This window comes from Algoriphagus ornithinivorans (genome assembly GCF_900115305.1).
GTDB lineage: Bacteria > Bacteroidota > Bacteroidia > Cytophagales > Cyclobacteriaceae > Algoriphagus > Algoriphagus ornithinivorans.
Map to the genome: position 1 here is coordinate 1 of NZ_FOVW01000015.1, position 20,910 is coordinate 20,910.

13 protein-coding genes are annotated in these 20,910 nt (G+C 40.1%); 8 read left to right on the top strand and 5 right to left on the bottom strand.

Annotated elements, in window-relative coordinates; genetic code table 11:
• The first annotated feature begins 18 nt into the window (after positions 1 to 18).
• Positions 19 to 300: an OmpA family protein gene (locus tag BM073_RS17690; RefSeq protein WP_245756461.1), complete on the top strand. Its 282-nt coding sequence runs from the start codon at positions 19 to 21 to the stop codon at positions 298 to 300.
• A gap of 59 nt (positions 301 to 359) precedes the next feature.
• On the opposite strand, the gene rluF is transcribed toward BM073_RS17690, so the two are convergent.
• From rluF to BM073_RS17705, 3 genes are all read right to left on the bottom strand, one after another.
• Positions 360 to 1,091: a 23S rRNA pseudouridine(2604) synthase RluF gene (rluF, locus tag BM073_RS17695; protein WP_175557951.1), complete on the bottom strand. Its 732-nt coding sequence runs from the start codon at positions 1,089 to 1,091 to the stop codon at positions 360 to 362.
• Between the two features lie 95 nt (positions 1,092 to 1,186).
• Positions 1,187 to 4,438: a WD40/YVTN/BNR-like repeat-containing protein gene (locus tag BM073_RS17700; RefSeq protein WP_217643125.1), complete on the bottom strand. Its 3,252-nt coding sequence runs from the start codon at positions 4,436 to 4,438 to the stop codon at positions 1,187 to 1,189.
• Positions 4,439 to 4,539: 101 nt separating this feature from the next.
• Positions 4,540 to 5,850, bottom strand: a complete 1,311-nt coding sequence (locus BM073_RS17705) for a M23 family metallopeptidase (protein ID WP_091655671.1) — start codon at positions 5,848 to 5,850, stop codon at positions 4,540 to 4,542.
• A gap of 363 nt (positions 5,851 to 6,213) precedes the next feature.
• Between BM073_RS17705 and aspS the strand changes: the two genes are divergently transcribed.
• Positions 6,214 to 7,968, top strand: a complete 1,755-nt coding sequence (gene aspS / locus BM073_RS17710; RefSeq protein WP_091655672.1) for an aspartate--tRNA ligase — start codon at positions 6,214 to 6,216, stop codon at positions 7,966 to 7,968.
• Positions 7,969 to 7,992: 24 nt separating this feature from the next.
• Here the strand turns inward: aspS and BM073_RS17715 are convergent, their stop codons facing one another.
• The gene (locus tag BM073_RS17715; RefSeq protein ID WP_091655673.1) at positions 7,993 to 8,682 is read right to left on the bottom strand and encodes a lysoplasmalogenase; all 690 of its coding nucleotides are present in this window, start codon (positions 8,680 to 8,682) and stop codon (positions 7,993 to 7,995) included.
• A gap of 347 nt (positions 8,683 to 9,029) precedes the next feature.
• Between BM073_RS17715 and BM073_RS17720 the strand changes: the two genes are divergently transcribed.
• The 6 genes from BM073_RS17720 to BM073_RS17745 all read left to right on the top strand — a co-directional run bounded on the left by BM073_RS17720 (position 9,030) and on the right by BM073_RS17745 (position 20,392).
• Positions 9,030 to 12,299: a TonB-dependent receptor gene (locus BM073_RS17720; RefSeq protein ID WP_091655674.1), complete on the top strand. Its 3,270-nt coding sequence runs from the start codon at positions 9,030 to 9,032 to the stop codon at positions 12,297 to 12,299.
• 299 nt (positions 12,300 to 12,598) lie between these two features.
• Positions 12,599 to 13,381 carry an alpha/beta fold hydrolase gene (locus BM073_RS17725; protein ID WP_091655675.1) on the top strand — a complete coding sequence of 261 codons (783 nt, stop codon included), beginning with the start codon at positions 12,599 to 12,601 and terminating at the stop codon, positions 13,379 to 13,381.
• Positions 13,382 to 13,385: 4 nt separating this feature from the next.
• Positions 13,386 to 14,468 carry an efflux RND transporter periplasmic adaptor subunit gene (locus BM073_RS17730; RefSeq protein ID WP_091655676.1) on the top strand — a complete coding sequence of 361 codons (1,083 nt, stop codon included), beginning with the start codon at positions 13,386 to 13,388 and terminating at the stop codon, positions 14,466 to 14,468.
• Between the two features lies 1 nt (position 14,469).
• Positions 14,470 to 17,532 (top strand): efflux RND transporter permease subunit, encoded by a 3,063-nt coding sequence (locus BM073_RS17735; protein WP_091655677.1) that lies wholly within the window; start codon positions 14,470 to 14,472, stop codon positions 17,530 to 17,532.
• Positions 17,532 to 18,869, top strand: a complete 1,338-nt coding sequence (locus BM073_RS17740) for a TolC family protein (protein ID WP_091655678.1) — start codon at positions 17,532 to 17,534, stop codon at positions 18,867 to 18,869. The genes BM073_RS17735 and BM073_RS17740 overlap by 1 nt, the downstream gene beginning before the upstream one ends.
• Before the next feature lie 128 nt (positions 18,870 to 18,997).
• A complete protein-coding gene (locus BM073_RS17745) occupies positions 18,998 to 20,392 on the top strand; it encodes an MltF family protein (protein WP_091655679.1) in 1,395 nt (464 codons plus the stop codon).
• Here the strand turns inward: BM073_RS17745 and BM073_RS17750 are convergent.
• Entirely contained in the window at positions 20,389 to 20,862 is a 474-nt protein-coding gene (locus BM073_RS17750; RefSeq protein ID WP_091655680.1) for a RidA family protein, read from the bottom strand. The two genes, BM073_RS17745 and BM073_RS17750, sit on opposite strands and share 4 nt — an antisense overlap.
• Between the last annotated feature and the right edge of the window lie 48 nt (positions 20,863 to 20,910).

Genomic DNA, 20,910 nt, shown 5'->3' on the forward strand with positions numbered 1-20,910 from the left:
GAGCGGATGCCGAACCTGATGCTGTACATCGAGGGTCATACCGACCAGCGGGGCAGCGATGCCTACAACGAGAAGCTGTCGGCACGCAGATCAAAGGCGGTGATGGACTACCTGATCAAGCGTGGAGTAACCGGAGACCGGATGGAGCACCAGTGGTTTGGGGAGACGCGTCCGGTGCATGACTGCAACCAGGTGAGCTGTACTTCGGCGATGCACCAGCTGAACAGAAGGACAGAACTGAGAGTAGGCAAGTCGGCGTTTACCTACACGGGTAGACAGAAGAAAGTAAACACGATGTGATACAGGATAAGTTTATAGAGTATTAGTCAAAAAAAGAGGATCCAGTTTGGATCCTTTTTTTATTCTGCCGTTTTGCTGCTGTCTGCTATGAGTCGGTTCAATTCTTTCAATTCTTTCTCTGTGAGATCTCTCCATTTTCCAGTTGGTAAATCTAAGTGAACATTCATAATTCTTACCCGAATCAACTGTTTGACTTGATAGCCCAGATATTCGCACATTCTCCTAATCTGCCTATTTAAGCCTTGCGTCAATACAATTCTGAATTTAAATCGGCTGATTTGCTCCACTTTACATTTCTTAGTGACAGTTCCGAGAATTGGAATTCCATCAGACATTCGTTGGATAAAACGCTTATCGATCGGCTTGTCAACAGTTACTACATATTCTTTTTCATGATTATTACTCGCCCGGAGGATCTTGTTGACAATGTCTCCCTCACTAGTAAGAAAAATTAGCCCTTCGCTATCTTTATCTAATCTCCCAACCGGAAAAATACGCACCGGATGACCTATATAATCTATGATATTGTTTTTTTCTCCTTTAGTATCCGTGGTAGAAACAATGCCCACAGGCTTATTGAAAGCGATGTATGTATGCTCTTGAATAGGCTTACCCACAGGCTTTCCGTCTACAGCGACTTTGTCGGAAGGACCTACTTTGGTTCCTAGTTCAGGTATTTTTCCATTGAGCGTAATTCTCCCTTGCTCCAATAGTTTATCGGCTTCCCTTCTGGAGCAAAACCCGACTTCACTGAGGTATTTGTTAATCCGGATATATTGGTCTTTTTCCAAAATTTTCTGGTTGAAGCTGCAAGTTAAGTTTTCCTGAAAGATTGCTCAGCAAGTAGAAATGAAAAAGCTCCAGCTTTTAGACTGGAGCTTTAAAATTAATTATTCAAGCCTTTTATTGGAGGTGCTCCGTTTGCTTTTAATCGTTGAGCAAGTGAAGGGATTGTTTCACTGCTTATTTTATTTAATTCCTCTGCAATTGGTTGGTATTCCTTCTTGCCTGCCTCAAGAGAAGACTTTTGCATTCCTGTAGGACCATAGGTTCCATAAGCCCCACTATATGCTGCAGAAATCCGATCTGAAATAGTATGTGGCATGGCATCGAAAATCTCTCTTTGTGCCAAATTTCCATTGATTTTTGAATCAAGGCTCAGCAAAGCCCTTTCAGCTCTATATAGCTCTTCCATCAATTGTGGATCTGGCTTCGATGATCTTGATAGGGAAACCTGCATGGCTTTTACCAGATCTGTTGCTTCGTTTAACTGCAAATTGCCTGCAGTCACTTCATTGACAAAAGACTGAAGTTCGGATCTGAAAGATTTGATTTCTGCCAAGGACTTACTTGGTAAAGCTCCTTTTCTAAGGGGCTTCACCTCAAAACTTACAGGTTCTCCCATTTGAGAAAGTTGACCTTCTTTTTGCATCATCAAAACAGCCTTGTAGGTACCCGGCAATGCCATCATCCTTCCCCAACTTCTCTGGTTTATTGATTCAGGGTTGATCAGGTTCTGACTGGCCATACTCAAATCCCAGGCAGTTCTATGGAAGCCTGCAGAAGTATTTGCATTTACTCGCTGAACAATATTTCCTTCCTCATCTGATATAACAAGGTGGATTTCTGGACTTTTTTCTCTCATTTCTGCCTCCAGCGCCTCAAATCCCGGAAAAGGAATGGACTGATTTTTCATTTCAGCCTCTTTTTTCTGACGCTCAGCTTTGGCCGTTTTTACTCCTTCTTTAATAAAGTAGGTGAAAGTTACCCCAAATTCAGGGTTGGGAGCTGTCCAGTAATTATCACCCATATATTCTTGAGTGTCTTTTGGCTCATACCAATAGCCGTCTCTTGGTTCAAAAAGCTTCGCAGTCTGATTTAATGTTGATTCTGTTATTTCTCTCAAAGGACTGATATCATCCAAGATGAAGAAACCTCTTCCGAAGGACGCTCCTACTAAATCGTTTTCTCTTCTTTGGATAGTAATATCTCTAAATGAGATAGTTGGTACTCCTCCTTCCAATTCGATCCAGTTTTTACCTCCATCAGGAGTGAAATAGATTCCAAACTCAGTAGCTAAAAACAAAAGCTCTTTTTTAACATGATCCTGGACAATTCTCCAAGTCAATAAAGGAGATGGAAGGTTTCCGTTGATCAATTTCCATGTTTTTCCTGCGTCTGTACTTTTTGCCACATAAGGTTTAAAGTCCCCTTCCTTATGATTATCCAACACCACATAGGCTGTGTTCTCGTCAAATAGGTCCGCACGGATATCATTTACGAAGGCATTAGCAGGAACTCCTGGAATACTTCCAACCTCTACTGCAGTCCAGGTTTCACCACCATTTACTGTGGATTGGATCAACCCATCATCTGTTCCAGCATATAAGATATTTGCATTTATAGGAGATTCTCCCAAGGAAGTGATTGAACTGAAATTAGACATGGCATAGACGTCCCAAGCATTATCCCAACTTTGGTTTTTACCCATAATAGGTTGTTCCAACCTTTCTTTTTTCTTGGTCAAATCACCTGAAATAGGAGTCCAGGAATCCCCACGATTTGTGGATTTCCAAACTCTATGAGAAGCAAAATATAAGGTACTAGGTACATGCTGGCTAGGCAGAATAGGAGAATCCCAATTAAATCTTTCCTCGCCTTCACCCGCTGCTGGTTGTGGTTGGATAAACACGGATTCTCCTGTTAATCTATCCAATCTGTTCAAATATCCCTGTTGAGACTCCGCATATCCTATTTCTGGATTTCCGGGTTCTACAGCAGATTGATGCCCATCACCTCCTAAAACTCTTGACCAATGTGCATTGGAGATTCCGTCTTCATCATCAGTACGGGAAGGGCCTCCATGAGAACCATTATCTTGAGTTCCTCCAAATACATTATAGAATGGTTCAGCGTCATCTACTGCTACTTTGTAATATTGAGTAATAGGAAGGTTGTCAAAATACCTCCAGGTTTTAGTTCCGTCTAAAGTTTGATAAATACCTCCATCAGTTCCCAATAGTAAAAAGTCCGGCTCTCCTTCAATAAAATTTAATGAATGGCTGTCGGAGTGAGTTGCTGATGTATTTAAAAGAGAAAATGTTTTTCCGTGATCATATGAAACCTGCATTCTCACATCGATCAGGTAAATTGTTCCAAAATCATGAGGAGATGCGTATAGCTCCTGATAATAGTGAGGTCCTGTAGCTCCTGAAACTGCATCGGACATTTTTTCCCAAGAAGCGCCTTGATCTTTGGTCAAGTAAACTCCTCCAGATCTGCGTATTTGTTCAATTGCAGCATACACGTAATCTGGGTTTTGAGGACTGATGGCCAAGCCAATCTTTCCAGTTACTCCACTCGGAAGTCCATTTTGCAATTCAGTCCAAGTCTTACCTCCATCAATGGATTTATGGATTCCTCCCTTTTCTCCACCACCCATGTAAGCTGCAACAGTTCGGTGTCTTTGCCAAGTAGCTGCATAGATTACTTCAGGGTTTCTTGGATCAATTACGATATCGGCAACCCCAGTCCATTCATCATCACCCAAAGTTTTAGACCAGGTTTTGCCTCCATCCTCTGAGCGGTAAAAGCCTCTTTCTCCACCTTTATTCCAAAGTGGGCCTTGAGAAGCCACATAAATGACATTTGAATTTGAAGGATGAACAATGATTTTACCAATGTGCTGGGAATCTTTGAGACCCATATTTGTCCAGGTCCTCCCTCCATCCTCACTGAGATAGACTCCATCACCAAAGGAAATATGACGACCTCCATTATTTTCACCAGTTCCGATCCAAATTCTATTGGGATTGTTGGGATCAATTGTCACACAACCAATTGCAAAAACTGGCTGCTCATCAAAAATCGGTGTCCAGGTAGTACCTGAATTGACAGTTTTCCATACTCCACCCGAGGCCGTAGCCACGTACCAGATATTTCTGTTGGAAGGGTGGATTGCTATATCAGCAATTCTACCGGAGGTAAATGCCGGGCCGATATTCCTGAATTTGAAAGCTGAAAAATCCTGTTTTAGCAAAGGGGAGCTTTCAGTAAGAGTTGATCTTTTTTGGGCTTGGACTGAAAAACTAAATGTCAGTAAGATCATCCAAAAGCCGATAACTTTTAGTCTCATCATAAATAGATTTGGTGGTTGAATAGGAAAGATAAAAAAAAGAAGCTGAAAGTCAGGAGGACTATCAGCTTCTTATGATTATTCGATATTACTTCGATTAATTATTAATCGCTTGAACCAACAGGGATCAAATCCTGAGTCTGGGCTACAAGTTTGGGATTTTCACCTGTCACCGGAATATTGGCTAGTAATCTCAGGGCTTCTGATTTTTTGCTTTCAAAAGCTAATTTATTCTGAGAAAGAATCGGCTCAGAAGGTGGGATCTTTTCTCTTAGCCAGTCTTCTTGTTTTCCATTTTTCCAAAATCTAAAACACAAGTGTGGTCCGGTTGCAAGTCCGGTACTGCCAACATAACCGATTACTTGACCCTGTTTAATTCTTGCGCCAGCACGAATACCTTTTCCAATTTTGGACATGTGTAAGTATTGAGTGGTGTAGGTTCCATTATGTTTGATTTTCACATAATTTCCATTCGCTGATGTGTAGCGAGCTTCTACGACTGTTCCATCACCTACAGAGCGTATTTCTGTTCCGGTTGGCGCTGCGTAGTCTGTTCCTAGGTGCGCTTTGTATCTTTTCTGAACTGGATGAAATCTTCTCAGATTATATCTGGAACTAATGCGGGTATATTTAAGTGGATCTCTAAGGAATGCTTTTTTCAAGCTATTTCCATCTTGATCAAAAAAGTTTACTTCCCCGTTTTGCTCGAAAGGGATAGCATGATAAGGCTCTCCTTTGTGTTCAAAATAAGCGAGTTTGATATCAGTAATTCCAACTACTTGTCCATCGATTAATTTCTCTTCGAATTGAACTTTGTACTTATCGCCTTTTTGCAAGCTTTGGAAATCAACAGACCAACCATACAAATCTGCAAACATATCAATCAAATCCGGCCCAATTCCCTGATTGGTCATGTCTACGTAAAGGGAAGTATTAATCGTTCCTCCAGCTTCTCGGGTTCTATATTCTGCTGGCTTTTCTGCCTTGTAAATGTCAACGCTATCTAAGTCAAATACTACATATTCGGAAGGACTTGGCTCATAAATAAAAAATCTTGCTTTGGAACTGTCTGTAGGGGTTAAAACAGTGAATTTGCGGTTGGTAGCTATTCCCCTTACATCAAATACCTCTTTAGACTTTTTGGCGATTTCGTCTATAATTTGATAGGGTACATTAAATGGACTGAGGATGGTGGCTAAAGTTTGGTTTTTTGCGACTGTACCTTCTATGATATTCAGACCTGTAACATTGATTCCATAGAGGTATTGCTCGTTTAGATTTTCAATCGCAGTACTGTCACTTAGATTTTGCTCTTCAGAACTGAAAGTATTCAATTTCATTTCTGAAAATTGGAACCAAGCCGCAACCCCAATCGAACCAATTAAGGCGGCTATACCAATCCATTTTTTATTCATAATAAACTCTTATGTTTTGAGGGTGAACCGAAACAATCCTCAAGCAAGCCAAAAAGTCCCTTTTTTGCAAGCTTTTGGTGATCAACGGAGGTCATTTAACAACAATTATTGTTCCTGAATCCTGCTGGAAATGTATTTAACTCAAAATTTCGTGATTTTTTCCATAATCTAACTAACTATCAAGCTGCTAATTTTTGAACCATAGGATTTAAAAAGTTTTCTAAACAAGGAAAGAAGACTTTGAATTAGGTATATCTCTGCATCAACCTCTTCTCTTTTTTTATTTCCTACATTCCTTTTCAAGAATCATGGCTTACTCCTTTGCATTTATTTATCTTTGAGCCTTCAAAAAATAAAAACCTTATGCTTAGAACGCATTCTTGTGGTGAATTACGCCTGGAACACGTCCAAACGAAAGTCAAGTTAGCCGGCTGGGTACAGCGGGTAAGAAATAAAGGAGGTCTGATTTGGGTTGATTTGAGAGATCGCTATGGTGTGACTCAATTGATTTTCGAAGAAGGCTCCACAGATAAAGCCCTTTTGGAAAAAGCAGCCCAATTGGGAAGAGAATTTGTCATTCAGGCTGAAGGAACAGTTATTGAAAGAACTTCCAAGAACGATAAAATACCTACTGGATCTATAGAAATCAAAGTTGATTCTCTCAACGTTCTCAATCCCGCTAAGGTACCTCCTTTTATAATAGAGGATGAAACCGATGGGGGAGATGATCTGAGAATGAAATATAGATACTTGGATTTGCGAAGAGGAGTAGTGAGAGAAAAGCTGCAATTGCGTCATCGTATGATGCAGGAAACCAGAAAGTACATGGATGCGGCCAACTTCATTGAAGTTGAAACTCCTGTTTTGATTAAGTCTACTCCTGAAGGGGCGAGGGATTTTGTGGTTCCGAGCAGAGTAAATCCAGGAGAATTCTATGCTTTACCCCAGTCTCCTCAGACTTTCAAGCAGCTTTTGATGGTTTCTGGATTTGATAGATATTTTCAAATCGTAAAATGCTTTAGAGACGAAGATTTGAGAGCCGACAGACAACCTGAGTTTACTCAGATTGACTGCGAAATGTCATTTGTAGAGCAAGAGGATATTTTAAGCACTTTCGAAGGTCTTACCCGTCATTTGTTCAGAGAAGTAAAAGGAATAGAGCTGGAGGAAGTACAGAGAATGACTTTTGCTGATGCAATGAAGTTTTACGGCAATGATAAGCCTGATTTGAGGTTTGATATGAAATTTGTCGAGCTCAATGAATTGGCTCAAGGAAAAGGTTTTGGAATTTTTGATGCTGCAGAGTTGGTAGTTGGAATTTGTGCCAAAGGTGCTGCGGAGTATACAAGGAAGCAGTTGGATGCTTTGACTGATTGGGTGAAAAGACCTCAAATCGGAGCAAAAGGACTTGTTTATGTTAAATACAATGCGGACGGTTCTTTAAAATCCACAGTAGATAAATTCTATTCCTCTGAAGATTTACAATCTTGGGCTGATGCTTTTGGAGCAGAGCCTGGTGATTTGATGTTGGTTTTGAGCGGAGATGCAAAAACTGTGAGAAAACAGCTTTCTGAGCTTCGCCTTAAAATGGGAGAAGAACTGGGCTTGAGAGATAGAACTGTTTTCAAACCACTATGGGTGGTAGATTTCCCACTGTTTGAATGGGATGAAGAAACACAGAGATATCATGCCATGCATCACCCTTTCACTTCACCGAAGAAAGAGGATATCGCACTTTTGGAAAGTGACCCGGGGGCGGTAAGAGCCAATGCTTATGATTTGGTAATCAATGGAGTTGAAATTGGCGGTGGATCAATCAGAATTCATGATAGACCGACGCAGCAATTGATGTTCAAGCATTTAGGATTTTCAGAAGAGGAAGCTCAAAAGCAATTTGGGTTCCTGATGGAAGCCTTCGAATATGGGGCACCTCCTCACGGTGGAATCGCCTTTGGCTTTGACAGACTCTGTGCCATTTTCGGCGGATCTGACTCAATTCGAGATTACATCGCGTTTCCTAAAAATAACTCCGGAAGAGATGTGATGATAGATTCACCAAGCACCATCGCTCAGGATCAACTGGAGGAGCTTTCGATTCGAGTTCAACTCAAAAAATAAGAAAAGAGGCCTAGCGCCTCTTTTTTATTGAGGTTTGATCAAATGAGACCGAATGCCCATTACAATCAAAAGTTGAGCAGTAGCATAAGTTCCCATGATAATTACTCCGGCTTCTGGGAATTCCGTGTAGAACATATCAATCGCCAAAACTCCATCTGAAATTAGGAATAAGCAGGCCCCTATAAATACCTGCCAAAAGGATTCATTATTACACTTTCCATATCTATCCCGAGCCAAAGTGACCATGGAAACAATGGTAATAATGTAGGCTATAACCGGAATTTTAAGATTTCCCAGATTGGAATTGATCAAAAAATAGATCAGTGCCGCTACTATGTAAATCGGGAGGTTGATGAAAAAGACCTTCACAAAATTCACTTTTCCAATTTTTCCCGGGTTTCTCTGTGCTATTTTAAATGCGATAATGTAGCAGATATGTGCCATTAAAAAAGCACCAAGCCCATAAATGAATAAATGAGGCCAAAGTAATAGTATATCCCCTATCAAAGAAAAGATCAATGCGGCCATAGTGGCTTTAGACAAAAGAGTCCAGGCTATGGGTTTTGATATTTGAAAAAAGTATCCGATCAAACTGATAAGGATCAGAGGCTTAGAGAAAAAAAGATAAGAGCTCAATCCCTCCAATAAAAAAGATAGGTGTGCGATAGAGGCAAGTAAAAACAAATAAAGCCAAAGGATATTCTTGTTTTTCAAAGCGTAGATTATTTGGGTTTTGGACTGTAATATAAGTTGATTTTACATGAATGACTCTTACTACCAAATCTGATTTTGAAATATTAAATTTTTCAAATTTTTAATCAAATATTCATATTAAGAATATTCATGATAAAACTGCTCGATTAGCAGAATAAATCTACTTGAAAAGAGATGATATTGATCAAAAAAGAAAATTAAATTAGGATTGAGTGTTAAGTTATTGTTAAAAATTGTGAAATTAGCGCCCGTAAATTTAACGTAGAGTACCCCAAAAACCTTTCGATGGAAATTACCTTTGCATCGGATTTTAATTCAAAACCAACTTTACAAACAAACAAAAAATTATGAGGCAAAATTTACTCAGAAACTTGTTGGCAATGTTCCTGGTAGTGCTGAGCACTAATTGGGCAATGTCGCAGGGTGTGACTACTGCTAACATTCAGGGTTTGGTGACCGACTCATCTGGAGACGCCCTTCCTGGAGCAAACGTAGTAGCAACCCATGAGCCATCTGGAACCCGTTATGGGGCAGTGAGTAATTTAGAAGGTCGTTTTGTTCTTCCTAACATGCGTGTAGGTGGACCTTACACTGTTAGAATTACTTTTGTAGGATTTGAAGAAAGAGCATTTGAAGGTATTGTTTTAGGTCTAGGTCAAACCTACACACTAAATGCAGTTTTGTCAGATGGTCTTGAATTAGAAGCAATTGAAGTAATTGCAAGCAAAGACGCGATCATGAATGCAGACAAGACTGGTGCTGCATTAAACCTTACAAATGAGCGAATCAATGCTTTACCAACTGTAAATCGTAATATCAACGATTTCACAAGATTGACTCCTCAGTCTAACGGTACTTCTTTCGCAGGTACTTCAAGCAGATTCAACAACTATACGATTGATGGTAACATCTACAACAACAACTTTGGTCTAGGATCAGGTCAGTTTGCAGGTTCAAACCCAATCTCTTTGGATGCAATCGAAGAAGTTCAGGTTAACTTGGCTCCATTTGACGTACGTCAAGCAGGTTTTACCGGAGCTGCTGTTAACGCGATTACTAAGTCAGGTACTAACGAATTCACTGGTTCTGCATACTATTTCTTGAGAAATGATCAGATGCTAGGCGATAAAGTAGGCGATACAAGACTAAATAAAGGTGACTCCAAAAATGAAATCGCTGGTTTCAGAGTTGGTGGTCCAATTATCAAAAACAAATTGTTCTTCTTCGTTTCTTATGAAAAAGAAACTGAAGCAGTACCAAGCTTCACTAAGGTAGCTGCAAGACCAGGATTAACGCCTGATGGTTTGATTGTATCAAGAGTTCCTGCTTCTGAGCTTGATTTCGTAAGAGAGCAAATGAGAAGCCTTTACGGATATGAGACCGGACCTTACGAGAACTATCCTTTTGCTTCCGAGCAAGAAAGATTCAATGCTAGATTAGACTGGAACATCAACCAGAATCACAAGCTATCTATTAGATACAACGATTACTCTGCATTCACTGACGTTCCAACCAATGGTAACTCAATCAGATATATTTCTACACGTTATAGAAATACTTCCAGAACTGGTATTGAGGCGATGAACTTCAGAAATGCAAACTATACCAATGATAGAAGTGTAAAATCTTGGGTAGCTGAATTGAACTCCAGAATTGGATCAAACATGTCTAACCAAATCAACGTTGGTTTTACTTCCATCACCGATCCTAAAAGAGGTGTACCAGGAGGCCAGGCTTTCCCATTCATCGAGGTTCTTGAGCCAGATGCATCAGGCAACTTGCTTTACTACTTCTCTCTTGGAAACGAATTGTTTACAGTAGGTAACCTATTGGAGAATAACATCTTTAACTTCACAGATAATTTCTCTATCTACAAAGGAAAGCATACTTACACCTTCGGTGTGAACTTTGAATACATGACTTTCCAGAATGCATTTAACCCTGTATTCAACGGATTCTACAGATTCAACTCTTACAATGACTTCGTGAGCACTGTTATCAACAGAACTCCAGGTACATACCCAGAAGCATTTGCTAAAGGATACGCATTAGATGGATCTACAACTCCTCCAGTTGACGAGACTAGATTTGGACAAATTGGTTTCTACGTTCAGGACGAATATCAAATCACTCCAAAGATGAAAGTTACAGGTGGTTTGAGAGTGGATTTTCCTTTCTATCCAATCGATATTCCAAACAACCAATTGTTGGATAACTTGAATAAAACTTTTGAAACTCCTGACGGAAGAATCACTCCGGATGTTAGTTTGTTCCCTAAAGTAAACCCACTATGGTCTCCAAGAGTTGGATTCAACTGGGATGCTAAAGGAAACAGAACTACCCAGGTAAGAGGTGGTACAGGTATCTTCTCCGGTAGAATTCCATTCGTATGGTTGTCTAACCAAGTTAACGGATCGGGTGTAGTAAGAGGTGGTCTTGGATATGAAGGTGATGATGTTGAGGATGAATTCGGTCCTAACTACGTTTTCAACCCAGACGTAACTTTCGGTAATCCTGAAAATCCAGGACAGTCTCTTTCTAACGAATTGAACTTGACTGACAGAGATTTCAAACTTCCACAAGTTTGGAGAACAAACCTTGCGGTTGACCAAGTGCTTCCATTCGGAATCATCGGTACATTGGAATTCATCTACTCAAGAGATGTGTCCACTCCTATCGCATACAATCCTGTATTGAGAACTCCTGACGGAACTTTATCAGGTCCTGATACTAGACCTTTCTGGAATGGAACTAACTATTCTAATGATCCTGATTTCAGAAATGTATTCTATTTGACAAACGCAAGAAAGAAGGCTGATTATTATTCCTTCACTGCTCAATTGCAGAAGCAATTTGATAATGGTTTCTACACCATGATCGCATACACTAGATCAAGATCTAGAGATTTGGATGCTGCAGGAGGATCTCAGGCAATTTCATTGTGGCCGGCAACTGTACAGGTTGATAGAAACAATCCTGATTTGAGTTTTGCTGGATTTGATATTCCTAATAGATTGATTGGATCTATTGCTTACCAGACAGATAACACTACTATCTCTATTTTCTACGAAGGTGCTGATGCAGGTAGATTCTCTTATACTTACTCTGGTAACTTTGGAGATGCTTCAAACAGGTTGATGTATATTCCAAACAGTGCAAGTGAATTAGTATTTCAGCAATTCACCTTGAATGGTAGAGTTGTAACTCCAGCTGAGCAGGCTGCCCTATTGGATGCTTACATCGATCAGGATAAATATCTAAGTGCTAACAGAGGTAAAATTGCTGAAAGAAATGGAGCATTGAGACCTTGGGTTAACAGATTTGATTTAAGAATTACTGAAGATTTGGTTCTTTCTAAAGACTCTAAAAATAAGCTTCAGCTTTCTATCGATATTTTGAACGTAGGTAACCTATTCAACTCTGAGTGGGGTATTCAGAAATTTGCTTTCCAAGACAACTTATTGAACTACCGAGGTGTGAATGCACAAGGTCAGCCTCAATATAGATTGAATACAGTACCTGGTACAAGCGAATTCCCAACTGAAACCTTCAGAACTTCTACTTCTCTAGGAGATACTTGGAGAATGCAGGTTGGTGTAAGATATATCTTTAACTAATCGTTTAACCAACATTTAAAAAGCACCTCAATTTGAGGTGCTTTTTTTATTTATGCCAGATATGCCTGCCTCTCATTCAATTATGTCTATTGGGTGTTATGAGTTTTATTTTCAAATATTATTTGGACTTTAAGTTTTTCGCAAAGGTTTTATTAAATGGCCCATTTTGAAAAGTATCCCCTATTTTTTCCATTGATTGAAGGCATTTGCCTTCAGTGTTTTTTATAGTCAAATCCAAAAAAAGACTGCGTAAGTTTACAAGTTCAGAACCAATACCCTGACCCTATAGTTTAGCTAGCATGTTGTATTATAAAATGTTTCATCACGCTGCAAGTAAAGAATGGGTGGTATTTATCCATGGAGCCGGAGGCTCTTCTGCGGTATGGTTTAAGCAGCTGAAAGACTTTCAAAAGCATTTCAATTTGCTTTTGATTGATTTGAGAGGTCATGGTAAATCGACGGATTTGCCGAAGGCGATTTATAATCAGGAATATACTTTCGAAGCGGTTACCAAAGATATTATAGAGGTGCTGGATCATGTTAAATTACCCCCAGCTCACTTTATGGGAGTTTCTCTGGGTACAATTCTGGCAAGGCAACTTGCAGAGTTGGAGCCTGAAAGGGTAAAGTCTTTGGTTATGGCAGGTGCAGTCACCAGACTAAATGTCAAGTCAAGGCTTTTGGTCTTTTTAGGAAATACCTTCAAAAAAGTAATTCCTTACATGTGGCTATATCGCCTTTTCGCATATATCATACTTCCAAGGAAGCAGCATTCTGAATCCAGAAACCTCTTTATTCAGGAAGCTCAAAAGCTTTGTCAAAAGGAGTTTATCAGGTGGTTTAAATTGACTAAAGATATTAATCCCCTGTTGAAGTATTTCAAAGAAGTAGATCTGGGAATCCCAACTCTTTATGTGATGGGAGATCAAGATTTGATGTTCCTCGAACCAGTGAAAAAAATAGTCAGACAACATAAAAATTCAATTTTGGAAACTTTGAATGAATGTGGGCATGTGGTGAATGTAGAGCGTCCGGATGAATTCAACCGTCTTTCATTAGAGTTTATCAAAAACAAATCATAAACAGATGAAAAAGCAGACCAAGGTCATTCTTATTTTAGCCATCATAATACTGGTGGTTGTCGCTTTTCTATATCCAAGATTGGACACTAGAAACACCAATGAGAATGCTGTGACTTCCACTGGTTCAGGACGAGGCCCTGCTCAGGAGCTTCCTGTCAATGTAGTCAAATTGAAAAAAGAAAGTCTCAGAAATCAATTGCAAGTCACTGGGACGATTTTGCCAAATGAATCCGTAGATATTAGACCTGAAGTTTCCGGCCTAGTCAGTAAAATTTCATTCAAAGAAGGTCAATATGTGACCAAGGGAACTCCTTTGGTCTATCTGGATGATGATGAATTACAGGCACAATATCAAAGACTACAGTATACTCAGAAGCTTTTTGAAACTCAGGAAAACCGACAAAAGCAATTATTGGCAAGAGAAGCGATCAGTCAGGAAGAATACGACATTGCCCTCAATCAATATAATACCACGCTTTCTGATTTGAAATTGGTAGAAGCTCAACTGGCTAAACGAATTATTCGGGCTCCATTCAGCGGAAGAATAGGATTGAGAATGATTTCTGAAGGAAGTGTAATCAGCCCATCTGACATGATTGCGAGTATTGTGAATATTGACCCAATCAAAATTGAGTTCTCTATTCCTGAGAGATATTCCAACCAAGTGAAAATGGGAGCTCCAATTTATTTTTCCAATGAATCTTCTAAAGAAGAAGTGCAAGGCGAGGTTTATGCCTATGAACCACAAATCGATGCAGCTACCCGAACCCTAAAGTTAAGAGCATTGAGTTCTAATAAAGAAGGGAAGTTCCTTCCGGGAATGTACGTGAGAATTCGATTTGTATTAGAAGTAACCGAAAATGCATTGATGGTACCAGCAGAATCTATTATTCCTGAATTGCAGGGATATAAAGTATATGTGGTAGGCCCTGATAATAAAGCTCAGGAGAAAACAGTAGAAATCGGAACCAGAACAGAGACTCAAGTTCAGATCCTGAGCGGACTGGAAGAAGGGGACTTGGTTTTGGCTACAGGAGTCTTACAGGCACGCCCAGGCATGCCATTGAAATACACTCAAATCAATTAAGATGGCGAGTTTATCGAATTTAAGTATCAATAGGCCAGTTTTGGCCATCGTAATGTCCTTGATCATTTTATTGTTCGGGGCCATTGGGATATCCCTTTTGGGTATTCGTGAGTTCCCCAGCGTAGACCCTCCAATTATTAATGTCAGAACCAATTATGTTGGAGCAAATGCTGATGTAATCGAGGCTCAAATCACCGAGCCCTTAGAAGAAGCTATTAACGGGATTCAGGGGATCAAATCTCTGACCTCTACGTCCAATGATGGGGCGAGTAGTATTACCGTGGAATTTGACGTCGGAGCAGATTTGGAAGCGGCAGCAAATGACGTGAGAGATAAGGTATCCGGAGCACAAAGAAACTTACCTCCTGATGCTGAACCACCGGTTGTCTCCAAGGCGGATGCTGACTCTCAGCCCATCGTTTTCCTCAACGTAAAAAGTGATGAAAGAAGTCTTCTTGACCTTTCAGACATCGCTCAAAATATTTTCAAAGAAAGACTTCAAACCATCCCGGGAGTCAGTAGAGTACAGATTTGGGGAGAAAAGGAATATGCGATTCGTTTGAGAATGGATCCATTGAAAATGGCTTCCTATGGAGTCACCCCTTTGGATGTCCTTTCAAAAGTTCAATCTGAAAACGTAGAACTTCCATCAGGAAGAATAGAAGGCGAGACTATTGAGCTTTCGGTAAGAACGAAGAGCCGTCTGTCTTCCCCGCAGGAATTTAACCAACTTATCATCAAGGAAAGTGAGAATAATATTGTTCGCTTTCAAGATGTGGGAAAAGCGGAATTAGCCGCTTTGAATGAGAGAACTGTCCTAAAAAGAGACGGTGTCCCAATGGTAGGGGTAGTTTTGGTTCCTCTACCGGGTTCAAACAATATTGAGATTGTTGATGAATTTTACAGACGCTTAGAGTTTATCAAAAAGGATTTACCGGCTGATGTAGGCTTGGAAATTGGATTTGACTCTACGACCTATATTAGAAACTCAATTGCTGAGGTTCAGGAAACAATTATTACAGCCTTTATTCTGGTTGTAGCTATCATTTTCCTCTTTTTGAGGGACTGGAGAACTACATTTATCCCTGTTTTAACCATACCGATTTCCCTGATAGGAGTATTTTTTGTCATGTACTTGATGGATTTTTCTATCAACGTATTGACACTATTAGGTATCGTTCTATCCATTGGATTGGTGGTTGATGACGCGATTGTGGTATTGGAGAATATCTATGCACGGATAGAAAAAGGGGAGAAACCACTGCAAGCCGCTCAAAAAGGTGCTGAGGAAATCTTTTTCGCAGTAATCGCAACCACAGTGGCATTGGCGGCAGTTTTCCTGCCTGTAATATTCCTGACAGGGACAACAGGCCGACTTTTCCGAGAATTTGGAATCGTAGTGGCAGGCTCTGTGATTATTTCCTCTTTTGTCGCATTGACCATGACCCCAATGCTCAGCTCTAAATTGTTGAAAAGAAGAGAGAAGCATAATTGGTTTTACAATTTTACCGAGCCTGGATTTGTTTGGCTAAACAATCAATATGACCGAGCATTAAGCTGGTTTATGAACTTCAGATGGGTTGCTTTCCTGCTTATCATATTCATGGGTGGAGGGATCTATTGGTTATTCAATGAAATTCCTTCCGAATTGGCTCCTACCGAGGATAGAGGGGAGCTTAGAATCAACATGGCAGGTCCAGAGGGTGCTACCTTCGATTACATGGACCGTGTGATTGATCAAATGGTAGGAGATTTCTTGGAGTCTTTCCCTGAGGAAGAGGTTTCTGGATTGATCTCAGTTACATCACCGGGCTTTGGTACAGCTAGTACTAACTCAGGATTCGTTCGATTTATTTTAACTGACGCTGAGAATAGATCCCGAAGTCAGAACGATATTTTCAATGAGGTGAATGCAAAGCTCAGAACCTATACTTCTGTAAGAGCATTTGCCGCACAGCCTCAATCAATAGGTGATCGTCGTGGAGGCTTGCCAGTTCAGTATGTGCTCCAAGCACCAACTTTGGAAAAGCTGAAAGAGAAGATTCCAACATTTATGGAGGAGGTGAATAAAAGTGATAAGTTCATTTTCGCAGATATCAACTTGAAATTCACAAAACCTGAGCTTGAAATAGAAATTGATAGGGAAAAGGCAAGAAATATCGGGGTGTCTGTACAGGAGATAGCACGAACCCTTCAGCTTTCCTACTCTGGGCAGCGATTTGCTTATTTCATTATGAACGGCAAACAGTACCAAGTGGTAGGTGAAATGCAAATTGAGGACAGAAATGAGCCAATTAATCTTAGGATGCTTTATGTAAGGGCAGAGAATGGTCAATTGGTACAATTGGATAACCTGGTAACTGTTGTCGAAAAAAGTACTCCACCGCAACTATATAGATTCAATAGATTTGTTTCTGCAACAGTATCAGCTAACCTAGCCGAGGGTTTTACCATTGGTGATGGTTTGGATGAAATGGATAGAATCGCTGCTGAGGTATTGGATGACTCCTTTGCCACTGACGTATCAGGACCTTCCAAGGAGTTTAGAGAAAGCTCCAATAGCTTGATCTTTGCTTTTCTTTTTGCCTTGGTTTTGATCTATTTGGTCCTTTCAGCCCAATTTGAGAGCTTCTTAGATCCGCTGACTATCATGTTTACCGTGCCTTTGGCAATCTTTGGAGCATTACTTACCCTTTGGGCTTTTGATTTTACACTCAATATTTTCAGTCAGATTGGGATCATCATGCTCATTGGCTTGGTTACCAAAAACGGAATTTTGATTGTAGAATTTGCCAACCAGCGAAAAGCCAGTGGAATGGATGTGAAGGAAGCAATTTATGGAGCAGCCGTGGCCCGTTTCAGACCTATTTTGATGACTTCTCTTTCCACGATTTTGGGGATTCTTCCAATTGCACTGGCCTTAGGAGCAGGTGCTGAAAGTAGAGTTCCTATGGGAGCTGCCGTTATTGGAGGGCTTGCTTTTGCAACCATACTTACCTTGTTCATAATCCCTGCGATATATACATACTTGACTTCTAAAGAAGGAAGATTAGCCAGAATTTGATGAAGAAAATATGCCTTTTGCTCCTCGTGAGCTTATTTGTAAAAAGTTCTTTTGCTCAAAACTCCGAGTCTTTGGATCTGGAAAAAGCTATTCAGCTTGGTTTGGAGAACAATTTGGATGTAAAGATAGCAGTTGAAAACATCAATCTTCGTCAGGGTGAAGAACGGATTGGTTTGGGTTCTTTCTTGCCGATAGTAGATGCTATTTACACTAGAAACTATTCCACAGAAGATGTAACGCAAAAATTTGTCAACGACCCTGAACCTAGACAGATAGATGATGCCAAATCCAGATCTGAAAACTTCACCATGGCAGCAATTTATGGTTTTAGACCTGAAGCTTTTGTGGTTCTGAAAAGATTAGGGCTATTGACAGAAGTTTCCCAGCTTGAAGCAAAAATTGCTGTTGAAAATACAGTAGCAGGCATTTCCACCGCTTATTACCGCCTGGTGTTAGAACTCCAGCGTTATGAGGTATTAAAGAAAACTTTGGAACTCAGCCAAGCAAGATTGGACATTGCTCAGGCACAATATGAATTAGGGGGAGCAGGAAAAAGAGATTACCTGACAGCAGAAGTTGACTATAATTCTGATTTAAGCTTATTGAAAACTCAGGCTCAAATCATTCAGGCTGCGAGAATTAATTTGAATGAGCTGATGGCTTTGGATCCTTCCAGAGAATTTTCTGTGAGTGATACCATCATGATAGGTGAAATGCTGAGAATTGGAGACTTGGAGGAAAGTGCCTTTATGGAAAACAAGCAGTGGCTGGTTACCCAAAGGCAGGAAAACGTAGCTTTTTTGCAAATGAAAGAGCTTCAGGTATCCAGGTTACCCGCCTTGAATCTAAATATGAATTATGTAAATAATACTTCTAATTCAGACGCAGGATTTTTGATCCAAAATCAAAGAGAGGGGATTAATTACGGAGGGAATATTTCTTTCAATTTGTTTTCAGGTTTTACCCTGAATAGAAGAATCCAAAATGCTCGAGTCCAGCAAAAGATTCAAGGGTATGCGGTAGATCAGTTTGAGATTCAATTGAAATCAGATTTATATAGAGCCTACAACACGTATTTGAATAATCGGGAATTACTTGAAATTGAACAGCGAAATTATGCTGTCGCCAAAGAAAGTAGTGAGATTGCCTTAGAGCGATTTAGACTAGGGATCGCTTCTTATCTCGAATTTAGGGATGCGCAGGTAAATTTACTTACTGCAGAAACCCGATTGATCACTTCGATTTACAATATCAAGGAACAGGAGATTGAATTGATGCGCTTGTCGGGGAGAATATTTTTCGACAGTAGCTTCGAGGAATTGAGATTACCTCAATAAAATTGAATAGAGGGCCTTTTACAGAGGCCCTTTTTCTTTTATGGATTTTTAATAGAAAGGGTTTGTTGTTTTGGCATACACTTTGACTATCAGTGCTTTCGAAACATCCAGGGAGTTTTTCCCAGTGTATGAAGAAAGGAATAATCTTACTATTCGCAACTGTTGTTATTTTATTATTTGGGGTACAGTGTACCTTTTTAGAGCAACAGTTCAATAGGACATTCAAAAAAGAAACCTACATTTTAGACCTTGAAGGGATTAAAAATAGAGGTTTCATCCGGGCGGCGGTTGATAATAATTCGACGGGATATTATATCTATAGAGGACGAAGAATGGGCTATGAGTACGAGCTCTTAAGAGACTTGGCCAAAAGATTGGGCGTACAGTTAAATTTGGTTTTGGTTTCTGATATCGATAAAGCCTTCGAATATCTCAATGATGGCCGGGTTGATTTGATTGCTATGAATCTGGAAAAAAGTCCAGTGAGGGAGGGGAAAGCTACTTTTACTCAAGCTCTCGGAAAAATAAGTACCGTTCTGGTCAGTTCCGAAACTACTCCTGCTACCAAATCCTGGCAGGACTTAGAGTCAGACACAATATTTGTGAGGCAGGGGGCAGTTTATAAATCCCAACTTTGTAAAATCAAGGATTCCTTACAAGTGAGCTTTACTGTGATAGAGTCACCCTTGCATGAGGAAACATTGATTGATCAAGTTGTCAAAGGAGAGATTCGATACACCATTGCAGATCAAAATATTGCTCAAGCAAATGCCACTTATTACGAAGGTTTGAATATTTCGTGGAAGGTGACCGAATCCGAAGAAGTTTCTTGGGTAGTGAGGGATAATTCGCCCAAGTTACTGGGAGAAGTCAATACATGGCTAGAGGATAAACAAAAGAAGTTTATTCCTATGCTGTATGCCAAATATTTCCTGAATAGTAAGAACAGCTATTTCAGGTCTACAAGCCCATTCTCCTCATTAGTTGGGAATAGAATTTCAGAATATGATGAGTTGATCCTTAAAGGTGCAGAAGAGTTGGGATGGGACTGGAGATTATTGGCTTCATTGGTTTATAAAGAATCCAGATTTGATACCTCAGCCACCTCCTATGCAGGTGCACAGGGGCTTTTGCAATTAATGCCGGTAACTCTGGAAAGATTTGGAGTGGAAAACCCTAATGATCCATTTCAGTCCCTAATGGGTGGAGTGAGATACCTGCGATATTTGGATAAATTCTGGATGGAAAGAGTGCCCGAGACTAATGAACGAATCAAATTTATTTTGGCATCATACAATATTGGTCACGGTCACGTAGAAGATGCTTGGAGACTTACTTTGAAATATGGCGGAAATACCCAAAGCTGGAAAGAAGTTGCAGGTTTTCTCGAATTGAAAAGTGATCCGGAATACTACAGGGACCCTATAGTCAGAAGTGGATTTGCCAAAGGGCATTTAGCTGTCAACTACGTCAAAGACATTATGAATATCTTTGAATCCTACAAAGCCTTGGTTCAGCCTTAAGCGCCTTCATGTAATTCAAACATTGCCTCAATTTCTACCGGGATATTATCTGGTAAGGTTCCCATTCCGACTGCTGACCTTACGCCTATCCCGTAATCGGTACCCCAAACATTGGCAAATAATTCGCTGCATCCGTTGATGATATAAGGGTGCTTTTCAAATGTGGAAACACAGTTCACCATTCCCAATACCTTTATTACTCTCTTGACTCTATTCAAAGAACCAAGATTTGCCTTAATGGTGGCAAGCATGGCAAGCCCTACTTGCTGAGCAGCTTTTTTCCCTGCTTCCATATCCAAGTCTTGACCAATTCTTCCGATTATCAGAGAACCATCGGCCTGTACCGTCCCATGTCCCGATAAATAGAGATGTTTCCCGTCAATCAGGCAAGGCTTGTATACCCCTAATGGCTTTGGGGCAGGAGGTAAGGTTAATCCTAGTTTTGCGAAATTACTTTCAGGAGTTTCCATGGCTTTTAATTTTAAATGATGTTAGTGGCTAAGTTTATTTTCTTTTTT